The organism is Kitasatospora sp. NPDC001175, from assembly GCF_053598215.1.
The window spans coordinates 1-11,681 of sequence record NZ_JBSFJU010000120.1; the positions used below are offsets into that span (position 1 = coordinate 1).

An 11,681-nucleotide genomic window follows, 5' to 3' on the forward strand; every position below is an offset into this window, starting at 1 on the left:
GCCGTCGTCGAGGCACTTGCCGGGCAGGGCGGAGGTGACCGGGCCGGTGGGGGTGGAGGGCGTGCCGGGGGTGAGGGTGAAGTCGTCGAACTGGTCGGTCCGGTAGTCGGCTCCTCTGGTGTCGGGCTCTGCCGCCGGTACCCGTCTCAGCCCATCGGGAACTTGACCTGCCCGGAGACGATCGGGTTGAGGTAGTTCGGCCCGGCGATCTTCAGCCGGTTCATCGCCAGGCCGGTCAGGCCCTCGAAGATGGCGCGGCGGGCGTTCATCGTGGTGGAGTACCCGGAGTCCAGGTGCGGCGCGACCTCGACCACGTCCATGCCGATGACCTTGGTCTCGTGGCAGATCCGGCGGAACGCCGGGAACAGCTCGCGGTTGGTCAGGCCGCCGGGCTCGGGGGTGCCGGTGCCGGGGGCGAAGGCCGGGTCCAGCACGTCGATGTCCAGCGAGAGGTAGACGAACTCGGCGTTCTCCTGCACCTCGGCGATCGCCTTGTCCAGCACGGCGTGGAAGCCGATCCGCTCGATCTCCGCCATGAAGTGCGACTTCATGCCCTGTCGGCGCATCCAGTTGAACAGCTGGTTGTCGGGGCCGGTGACGGTGCGAAGACCGACCTGGACCACGTTGCCCGCCGGGATCTTCTCGTCCTCGATGATCCGCCGGATCGGGGTGCTGTGGGTGGCCCGGTGGCCCAACTGCGAGTCGTGGCAGTCGGGGTGGGCGTCGAAGTGGATGACGCCGATCTTCTCCGGGCCGTAGACGTCGGCCAGCGCCCCGACGCTCGGCCACAGCAGCGAGTGGTCGCCGCCGAGCAGCACCGGGACGGCCCCGACCTCGGCGATCTGCCGGACCAGTCCCCGGATGTGGTCCATCGAGTTCGGCGTGCTGAAGGCGTCCACGGCCGCGTCGCCGTAGTCCACCACCTTCAGCACGTCGAACGGGTTGATCCGGGTGCTGGCGTTGATCACCGCCTCGGGGGCGTTGAAGATGTACCGCTCGTCGGCGCGGATCATCCGCGGACCGTAGGCGGCGCCGCGGTGGCCGATCGAGGAGTCCAGCGGGATGCCCAGCACCGCGACGTCGGCGTTCCCGGCCTTCAGGTCCTCCTGGTTGAGGCAGAGCGGAACACCCATGAAGGTCGGGATGCCCGAGTGGGCGGGGGTCGCGTAGTACCGGCGGAGGTCGATCGGCCCCGGCTCGCGGCCGGGCGCCGCCGACCGGTCGATCTCCAGGCGGAACTCGGGCGTCTGAGGCTTGTCGTTCACACACTTCTCCTCGGTGGACGTTACGGCGCATTCCGCGTTCGGACGGTTCGCATATTTCGCTGCGGCACCAGCCTAGTCGCGCCGGAAAATCCTCCGACCCCTTGTTCACCTCCTATCCGACCCCTATCCGGCGCGGCCCGACCCCTACCCCGAGGCTCCGTCAAGCCCTCGGCCGGACAAGGAGATGCCATAGGATCGAGTCGCCCGCAGCACATCCCTGACGCCCTCTGCTCGGCGAGCCGGCCAGGCGCGGGAATGCGGATTCAGCGAATTCACTCGGGATATCGGCCGGAAACCGGCCCGCCGAATGCGACGAATCGACCCACGTGGAGAAACCGTGAGCCAGACCATCGACAACGCCGCGCCGCCGAGCGCCGCCGAACAACCGGACCGGCCCGAAGCCCCACCGATCGCCTGGCGGCCGGTGGCCGTCGTCGCGGGCGTACTGACCCTGGCCCTGCTGCTGACCAGCGGCCGCTACGGCTACTTCGGCGACGAGCTGTACTTCCTCTCCGCCGGGAAGCACCCGGACTGGGGCTACATCGACCAGCCTCCACTGCTGCCCCTGCTCGCCCACGCCATGGACGCGCTGGCCCCCGGCAACCTGGTGGTGCTGCGCCTGCCGGCCACCCTGCTGACCGGCACGGGGGTCGTCCTGTGCGCCCTGATCGCGCGGGAGTTGGGCGGGCAGCGCCGCGCCCAGCTGCTCAGCGCCGGCGCCTTCGCCGTCTCGCCGATCGTGGTGGTCTTCGGGCACCTGCTGATCACCCCGACCCTGGACGTGTTCTTCTGGACCCTGATCAGCTGGCTGCTGGTGCGCTGGATCCGGCTGCGCGACGACCGGCTGCTGCTGTGGCTCGGCGTGGTGGCGGCGGCCGCGCTCCAGGACAAGTACCTGGTCGGTGTGTTCCTGCTGGCCCTGGTCGGTGCGGTGGCCGTGGCCGGCCCGCGCTCGCTGCTCGCCCGGCCCGCACTCTGGGCGGCGGCCGCGATCGCGGTGCTGGTGACGGCGCCCAGCCTGGTGTGGCAGGCCCAGCACGGCTGGCCGCAGGCGGAGATGACGGATGCGATCGCCGCCGAGGACGACTCGCTGTTCGGCGGCCGGGTGCTGTTCCTGCCACTGGCGCTGATCCTCTCCGGCTTCCCGCTGGTCCTGCTGATGTGCGCGGGGCTGTGGCGGCTGCTGCGGATGGAGGCGCTGCGCGCCTACCGCTTCCTGGGCTGGGCGGCAGTCGCGGTGACCGCGTTCTTCCTGCTCACCGACGGCCGGGCCTACTACGTCGCCGGCCTGTTCCCGATGCTCTGGGCGGTGGGCGCGGTCTCCCTCCAGCACCGCCCGGCGGCCCGCGGATGGCGCTGGGGCTTCGGCATCCCCGCCTTCGTGATCTGCGCGGCGGTGGCGGTCGCCGGCCTCCCGGTGTACCCGGTCTCCGCCGTCGGCCGCACCCCGCAGGGCGCCAACTTCTCCATCACCGAGACGATCGGCTGGCCGCAGCTGGCGGCCACCGTGGCAAAGGCCTACCACGCGCTGCCCGCCGACCAGGAGCACAACGCGGTGATCGTCACCGACACCTTCTGGGCGGCCGGCGCACTGGACCGCTACGGGCCCGGGGACGGGCTGCCGCAGGCGTACAGCCCGCAGCGCGGTGCCTGGTACTTCGGCGCGCCGCCGGACGGCTCCGGCGCCGTACTGTACGTCGGCGGCGACGAGGCCAAGCTGCGCGAGGAGTTCGGCAGCGTACGGCAGGTGGCCACGATAGACGACGGCGTGGACGTGAACAACGCCGACCAGGGCAAGGCCGTCTGGCTCTGCGAGGGCCTGCACACCCCGTGGTCCAAGCTCTGGCCCGGCCTGCGCACCGTCGCCTGACCGCGCCACCGCCTCCGTCGACTCATCACTGCTTCGCCTGACGACATGACGGCGGGCCCCGGGATCACTCCCGGGGCCCGCCGCATGTCCGCTCCCACCGCGGACGACCACTGTCATTTCGGACGACCGCCGATGACCGGCGCTGGTGGCCGCCGGCCGCAGCGGCCCACCGATCGCCGCGGCCGCCGCCCCGGGACGGGACGGTGCTCCGTCCCCGGACGGCGGCCACGGGAGCCGAGTGCGCCGGGGCCCGCCGACCCGATCGGTCGGCAGGCCCCGGCGGGGTCGGATCAGGACAGACCGAGTTCCTCGTCCAGCAGGCTGAAGAGCTCGTCCGCCGTCGCCGACTCGAGCTCGGCGTCGGCCGCCGCCGACTCGGTGTCCGGGCCCTGGGCCTCGGTCCACATCGACAGCAGGGACCGCAGGCGGGCGGTGACGCTGCGCCGCTCCTCCTCACCGGCGGCGAGGTTGGCCAGGATCGACTCCAGGCGGTCGAGTTCCGCACCGATCGGAAGTACCGGCGCGGCCGACGCCTCGTCCTGGCGGATCTCCTCCCGCAGGTAGGCGGCCAGGGCGCCCGGGGTCGGGTAGTCGAAGATCAGCGTGACCGGCAGCCGCACCCCGGCCAGCGCGCCCAGACGGTTGCGCAGGTCGACGGCGGTCAGCGAGTCGAAGCCGAGCTCGACGAAACCGCGTCCCGGTTCGATCGCCTCGGGGCCGCCGTAGCCGAGCACCGCGGCCACCTGGGTCCGCACCGCGTCCAGCAGGACGCGGTCCCGCTCGGCGTCCGGCAGACCGGCCAACTGCTGGGCCAGTGTGCGCTCTTCGGCCACCTGGGCGCCCGCTCCCGCCGACGACCGCCGGACCGGCACCCGGACCAGCCCCCGCAGCAGGTGCGGCACCAGCTCGGGATCGCCTTGGGCCCGCAGCATGGCCACGTCGAGCCGCATCGGAGCCAGCACCGCGTCGTCCTGACCGCCGGTCGCCGCGTCGAACAGCGCCAGGCCCTCCGCCGGGGACAGCGGCGCCAGCCCGGCCTTGGCCATCCGGGCCACGTCAGCCTCGTCCAGGCCGCCCGCCATGCCGCCGTCCTGCGCCCACAGGCCCCAGGCGAGCGAACTCGCCGCGAGGCCGCGTGCCTTGCGGTGCTGCGCCAGCGCGTCCAGGAAGGTGTTCGCTGCGGCGTAGTTCGCCTGTCCCTGGCCGCCGAAGACACCGGCGGCGGAGGAGAACAGGACGAACGCCGAGAGGTTCTGATGTCCCGTCAGTTCGTGCAGGTGCCAGGCCGCGTCCACCTTCGGACGCAGCACCCCGTCCAGCCGCTCGGGAGTCATCGTCGAGACGATCCCGTCGTCGAGCACGCCCGCGGTGTGGACGACCGCGGTGAGCGGCCGCTCGGCGGGCACCGAGGCGAGCAGGGCGGCGAGCGCCTCCCGGTCGGCCGCGTCACACGCCGCCAGCGTGACCTCCGCGCCCGACTCGGCCAGTTCGGACCGCAGTTCCTCCGCACCCGGCGCATCCGCACCACGGCGGCTGGTCAGCAGCAGCTGCCGGACACCGTACTCGGCCACCAGATGCCGGGCCACCAGCGCACCCAGCGCACCCGTACCACCGGTGATCAGAACCGTGCCCTCCGGCCCGAAGGCCCTGGGCTCGGCGGCCTGCTCGGTGACGGCCGGGACCCGGGCCAGCCGGAAGGCGTGCGGGACGCCCTGCCGGACGGCCAGCTGCGGCTCGCCGGAGGCGAGTGCGGCCGGGAGCGCACCGAGCGAGGCGCCGTCACCGTCCAGGTCCACCAGGACGATCCGCCCCGGGTTCTCGCCCTGGGCCGAGCGCAGCAGACCCCAGACCGGAGCGTGCACCAGATCGGTGACATCCGCGTCGGCGGCGGTCGCCACCGCACCACGGGTCACCACCACCAGGCGGGCGTCGGCGAACCTGTCCTCGGCCAGCCAGGACTGGACGAGCTCCAGGGCGCGCCGGGTGGCGCCCCGGGCGGCGGCTGCGGTGTCCGCCCCGGCGGCACCCGTCCCGACGAAGGGGGCGAACACCACCTCGGGGGCGTCCCCGCTCGCGGCCAGCGCCGCCAGGTCCGGGTACACCTCGACGCTCCGCTCGAAGCCGTCCAGGTCGGCGCCGGACCCCAGCACGGCCCAGCCTCCGGTCTCGACGGCCGGCCCGGCAGGCAGTGCCGCCCACTCGGCGCGGAACAACGACTCCTGGAACGCGCCCTGCGCCGAGCGCAGTTGTTCCGCCGAGACCGCCCGCAGCACCAGCGCGTCCACCGACGCGACCGCCCTGCCCGACTCGTCCGCCAGCCACAGCGACACGCTGTCCGAACCGGCCGAGGCCAGCCGCACCCGCAGCGCGGAAGCACCCGCAGCGTGCAGCCGGACCCCGCCCCAGGAGAACGGCAGCCGGGCGCGGCCCGCGTCCTGGTCGGCGTCACGGACCAGACCGCCGAGGCCGACCCCGTGCAGGGCGGCGTCCAGCAGCGCGGGGTGCAGCCCGTACGGCGCGGTGTCCAGGCCGGGCCCGTCCGGCGCGGGCCGGATCTCCGCGAAGACCTCGCCGTCGCGGCGCCAGGCCCGGCGCAGGCCCTGGAAGACCGGACCGTAGTCCAGGCCGGCCTTCGCGACTCCCTCGTACAGCCCGTCCACGTCGATCGGCTCGGCACCGGCCGGCGGCCACTCACCGAGGTCGAACCCCGGCTCCTGTGCACCCGGGGCCAGCAGACCGGTCGCGTGCCGGGTCCACGGCTCCTCGGCCGGGACGTCCTCACGGCGGGAGTGCAGACTCAGCGCCCGGGCACCCGACTCGTCGGCCGCCCCCAGCGTGAGGCGCAGTTGCACACCACCGCGCTCGGGCAGCACCAGCGGCGCCTCCAGCGTGAGTTCGTCCAGCAGCCCGCAGCCCACCTCCTCGCCGGCCCGGACGGCCAGTTCGACGAAGGCCGTACCCGGCAGCAGCACGCTGCCCAGTACCGCGTGGTCGGCCAGCCACTGATGCGTCGACAGCGCCAGCCGCCCGGTGAACACGAATCCGCCCGAGTCGGGCAGTTCGACCGCCGCGCCCAGCAGCGGGTGGCCGGCCAGGTCGAGTCCCGCCAACGCCATGTCGCCTGCGGACACGCCCGTGTCCAGCCAGTAGCGCTCCTTCTGGAAGGCGTACGTGGGCAGTTCGACCCGTGCTGCCCCCAGGCCTGCGAACACGGCCGGCCAGTCGACGGCCGTGCCACGGACGTGGGCCTGTGCGAGGGCGGTGGTCAGCGACCGTACCTCCGGCCGACCGGAGCGCAGCACGGGCGCGAACACCGCGTCCTCGCTCACGCACTCCTGGCCCATTGCGGAGAGAACCCCGTCCGGGCCCAACTCCACGTACGTACGGACGCCTTCGCCCTCCAGGGTGCGGACCGCCTCGTGGAAGCGGACGGCCTCGCGGACGTGGCGCACCCAGTAGTCGGCGGTGCGGATCTCGTCCGTGACCGAGCCGGTGAGGGTGGAGACGATCGGGATGCGCGGTTCGGCGAAGGTCAGGCCCTCGGCGACGGTACAGAACTCCGCCAGCATCGGCTCCATCAGCGGCGAGTGGAACGCGTGGCTCACCGTCAGCTGCTTGGTCTTGCGGCCGTCGGCGGCCAGCTTCTCCGCGGCCTCCAGCACGGCCTGCTCAGCCCCCGAGATCACCACCGAGGTCGGACCGTTGACCGCCGCGATCCCCAACTCCTCGGTGAGGAACGGCAGAACCTCGTCCTCGGATGCCTGCACCGCCACCATCGCACCGCCAGTGGGCAGCGCCTGCATCAGCCGGCCGCGAGCCGCCACCAGAGCGGCGGCGTCCGCAAGCGAGAGCACACCCGCCACGTGCGCGGCGGCCAGCTCACCGATCGAGTGACCCGCCAGCGCGTCCGGCCGGACGCCCCACGACTCGACGAGGCGGAACAGCGCCACCTCGATCGCGAACAGCGCCGGCTGCGTGTAACCGGTCTGATCCAACTCCTCGCCGGCGAACACCACCTCGCGCAGCGGACGGTCCAAGTGCCCGTCCAGCTCCGCACACACCGCGTCGAAGGCCTCGGCGAAATGCGGGAACGCCTCGTACAACTCGGCGCCCATCCCGGCCCGCTGGCTCCCCTGCCCGGTGAACAGGAACGCCAGGCGGCCACCGGCCACCGAGCCCTGCACCACGTTCGCCGGGGCCTCACCGGCCGCCAGCGCGGCCAGCCCGCGCAGGAACTCCGTGCGGTCGTCGGCGATGACCACGGCTCGCTGCTCCAGAGCGGCGCGCGTGGTGGCCAGCGAGTGGCCGACGTCGACCGGGCTCAGCTCGGGCTGCTCGTCCGCGAAGGCGTGCAGCCGGGCCGCCTGGGCCCGCAGGGCAGGCTCGCCCTTCGCCGACAGCACCCAGGGCAGCGTCGTGCGGGTGTCGCCCGCCTCGATCCCGCCGTCCGCCGGCACCGTGTCCTCGGTGGGCGGTGCCTGCTCCAGGATGGTGTGGGCGTTGGTACCGCTGATACCGAACGAGGAGACCGCCGCGCGGCGCGGACGGCCGGTCTCCGGCCACGGCTGCGCCTCCGTCAGCAGCGAGACCGCGCCCGCCGACCACTCCACGTGCGGCGAGGGCTCGTCGACGTGCAGGGTGCGCGGCAGCACACCGTGCCGCATCGCCATCACCATCTTGATCACACCCGCGACGCCCGAAGCGGCCTGGGTGTGGCCGAGGTTGGACTTCACCGAGCCGAGCCAGAGCGGCTGGTCGTCGATGCGGTCCTGACCGTAGGTGGCGAGCAGCGCCTGCGCCTCGATCGGGTCGCCCAGCGTGGTGCCGGTGCCGTGCGCCTCCACCGCGTCCACCTGCCCGGCCGGGATCCCGGCGTTGGCGAGTGCCTGCCGGATCACCCGCTGCTGGGACGGACCGTTGGGCGCCGTCAGACCGTTGGACGCACCGTCCTGGTTGATCGCACTACCCCGCACCACGGCCAGCACCGGGTGCCCGTTGCGGCGGGCGTCCGAGAGGCGCTCGACCAGCAGCATGCCCGCACCCTCACCCCAGCCGGTGCCGTCCGCCGCCGCCGCGAAGGACTTGCAGCGGCCGTCCTCCGCCAGCCCGCGCTGGCGGCTGAACTCGACGAACGTACCGGGGGTGAACATCACCGTCACACCGCCGGCCAGCGCCATGGTGCACTCGCCGCCTCGCAGCGCCTGGCTCGCCAGGTGCAGCGCGACCAGCGAGGAGGAGCAAGCGGTGTCCACGGTGACCGCCGGACCCTCCAGACCGAAGGTGTACGCGACCCGGCCGGAGACGACGCTGCTGGAGCTGCCGGTGCCGAGGTAGCCCTCGACCTCGTCGGGGGCGGTCCGCAGTCGGGTGCCGTAGTCGTGGTACATCACGCCGGCGAAGACACCGGTACGGCTGCCGCGCATGGTGGCCGGATCGATGCCGGCCCGCTCGAACACCTCCCAGGTGGTCTCCAGCAGCAGGCGCTGCTGCGGGTCCATCGCCAGCGCCTCACGCGGCGAGATGCCGAAGAAGGCCGGGTCGAAGTAGTTGGCGTCGTGCAGGAAGCCGCCCTCGCGGGTGTACGAGGTCCCGGGGTTGTCCGGGTTCGGGTCGTACAGGGCGTCGAGGTCCCAGCCGCGGTCGGTCGGGAACAGGGAGATCCCGTCGCGTTCCCCGGCGATCAGCTGCCACAGCTCCTCGGGGCTGGTCACCCCGCCGGGGTAGCGGCAGGCCATACCGACGATCGCGATCGGGTCGTCGTCTGCCGCCACCGCCAAGGCTGTCGCAGGCAGGTCCGACTCCCGCTCGGCGCCCAGGAGTTCGGTGCGCAGGTGGCCCGCCAGCGTGGCCGGGCTGGGGTAGTCGAAGATCAGCGTCGCGGGCAGTCGCAGCCCCGTCGCCGCGTTCAGCTGGTTGCGGAGCTCGACGGCGGTCAGCGAGTCGAAGCCAAGCTCCCTGAACGCCCGTTCGCCGTCCACGGCCTCGGCGCCCGAGTAGCCCAGCACCGCCGCGACCTGCCCGCGGACCAGGTCCAGCAGCGCACGCTCCTGCTCGGCGAAGGCCAGCGGGGCCAGCCGGCGCACCAGTTCGGACTCGGAGCCCGCGCCGCGTGCCGCCGCCTCGACGGCCCGGCGCACCGGGGTGCGGACCAGTCCGCGCAGCAGCGGGGGCACCAGTCCGGCCGCCGCCTGCGTCCGCAGCGCGGCCACCCGGACGTGCATCGGGACCAGCACCTCGCCCGGGGACTTCAGCGCGGCGTCGAACAGCGCCAGGCCCTCGTCCGAGGAGAGCGCACCCAGACCCGAACGCTCCATCCTGGCCAGGTCGTTGTCGTCCAGGTGCCCGCTGACTCCGCTGCTCTGCGCCCACAGGCCCCAGGCCAGCGAGGTCGCCGGCAGGCCGCGGGCCGCGCGGTGGTGCGCCAGCCCGTCCAGGAAGGCGTTGGCGGCGGCGTAGTTGCCCTGTCCGGGACCGCCGAAGACACCGGCGGCGGAGGAGAACAGCACGAACGCCGAGAGGTCGAGGCCGGCGGTCAACTCGTGCAGGTTCCAGGCGCCTTCGGCCTTGGGCCGCAGCACCCGCTCGATCCGCTCGGGAGTGAGCGAGGACAGCACACCGTCGTCGGTGACGCCCGCGGTGTGGACGACCGCCGTGAGCGGCCGCTCGGCGGGCACCGAGGCGAGCAGGACGGCGAGCGCCTCCCGGTCGGCCGCGTCACACGCCGCCAGCGTGACCTCCGCGCCCGACTCGGCCAGCTCGGAGCGCAGTTCCTCCGCACCCGGCGCATCCGCACCACGGCGGCTGGTCAGCAGCAGCTGCCGGACACCGTACTCAGCCACCAGATGCCGGGCCACCAGCGCACCCAGCGCACCCGTACCACCGGTGATCAGAACCGTGCCCTCGGGGCCGAACACCTTGGCCTCGGGCTCTTCCGACACCTCGACCCGGGCCAGCCGGAGCGCGTGCGGCACACCCTTCCGGACGGCCAGCTGCGGCTCCTCCGCCGTGAGTACGGTGCCCAGCGCCCGGCGGGACGACGCCTCGCCGTCCAGGTCCACCAGGACGATCCGTCCGGGGTTCTCGGTCTGCGCCGAGCGCACCAGACCCCACACGGCGGCGTGGGCCAGGTCGGTGACATCCGCGTCGGCGATGGTCGCCACCGCGCCACGGGTCACCACCACCAGCTGGGCACCGGCCAAGTGGTCCTCGGCCAGCCACGACTGGACGAGGCCCAGGACCCGGTTCACGGTCTCCCGGACGACAGCGACGGTGTCCTGCTCCTCCGGGACGTCCGGTCCCAGGCATGGTGCGAGCACCAGGTCGGGAACGTCCCCGCTCGCCGCGAGCGCCGCGAGATCCGGGTACGCCTCGACGGCTCGTCCGAGGTCGCCCAGCACCTGCGCATCGCCGCCGAGCACCGCCCAGCGCTCGTCCTCGGACGCCGGGCCGGCGGGCAGTGCCACCCACTCGGGGCGGAACAGCGACTCATGGAACACGCTCTGCGCCGAGCGCAGTTGCTCGGCCGACAGGGCCCGCAGCACCAGCGCGTCCACCGACGCCACCGGCCGGCCGGCCTCGTCGGCCAGCTCCAGCGAGACGCCGTCCGAGGAGGCCGCCGCCAGGCGCACCCGGAGCGCCGAGGCGCCGGCCGCGTGCAGCGACACGCCGGTCCAGGAGAACGGCAGCCTGCCCCGCCAGTCGGTCCCCTCGGGGGCCGCCAGGCCGAGCGCGTGCAGCGCCGAGTCCAACAGGGCCGGGTGCAGACCGAACAAGCCGGCCTCGGCCTCGGCCTGCTCCGGCAGGCTCACCTCAGCGAAGACCTCGTCCCCTCGCCGCCAGGCCCGGCGCAGACCCTGGAAGACCGGGCCGTAGTCGAAGCCGATCCCCGCCAGCACCTCGTACCGGCCATCCAGCTCGACCTCGGTCGCACCGGCCGGCGGCCACTCGCCCAGGTCGAAGCCGGGCGATTGCGCGCCGGGAGCCAGCAGACCGGTCGCGTGCCGGGTCCACGGCTCCTCCGCGGGAGCGTCCTCACGGCGGGAGTGCAGGCTCAGCGCCCGGGCGCCCGACTCGTCGGCCGCGCCCAGGGTGAGGCGCAGCTGCACCCCGCCCTGCTCCGGCAGCACGAGCGGCGCCGCAAGGGTCAGCTCCTCCAGCAGGTCACAGCCCACCTGGTCGCCGGCCCGGACGGCCAGTTCGACGAAGGCCGTACCCGGCAGCAGCACACTGCCCAGCACTGCGTGGTCCGCCAGCCACGGGTGGGTGGACAGCGCCAGCCGCCCGGTGAACACCAGCCCACCCGAGTCCGGCAGTTCGGCCGCCGCGCCCAGCAGCGGGTGGTCCGCCGTACCGAGGCCGGCCATGGTCACATCGCCCGCACCCAGCGGCGGCACGTTCGGCCAGTACCTCTCGCGCTGGAAGGCGTAGGTGGGCAGATCCACCCGCCGAGCACCCCGGCCCGCGAACACCGCCGCCCAGTCCACGGCCGTGCCACGGACGTAGGCCTGCGCGACGGCGGTGGTCAGCGCCCGCGCCTCCGGGCGGCC

3 protein-coding genes are annotated in these 11,681 nt (G+C 73.6%); 1 reads left to right on the top strand and 2 read right to left on the bottom strand.

Annotated elements, in window-relative coordinates; genetic code table 11:
- Positions 1-146: 146 nt before the first annotated feature.
- Positions 147-1,265 (bottom strand): agmatinase family protein, encoded by a 1,119-nt coding sequence (locus ACWDAK_RS38965; protein ID WP_344640327.1) that lies wholly within the window; start codon positions 1,263-1,265, stop codon positions 147-149.
- 337 nt (positions 1,266-1,602) lie between these two features.
- Here ACWDAK_RS38965 and ACWDAK_RS38970 point away from each other — a divergent pair, with 337 nt between their 5' ends.
- Positions 1,603-3,135, top strand: a complete 1,533-nt coding sequence (locus tag ACWDAK_RS38970; RefSeq protein WP_344640326.1) for an ArnT family glycosyltransferase — start codon at positions 1,603-1,605, stop codon at positions 3,133-3,135.
- A 290-nt stretch (positions 3,136-3,425) separates the two neighbouring features.
- On the opposite strand, the gene ACWDAK_RS38975 is transcribed toward ACWDAK_RS38970, so the two are convergent.
- On the bottom strand, positions 3,426-11,681 hold an 8,256-nt coding region (locus tag ACWDAK_RS38975), incomplete at its 5' end, for an SDR family NAD(P)-dependent oxidoreductase (RefSeq protein ID WP_449806562.1).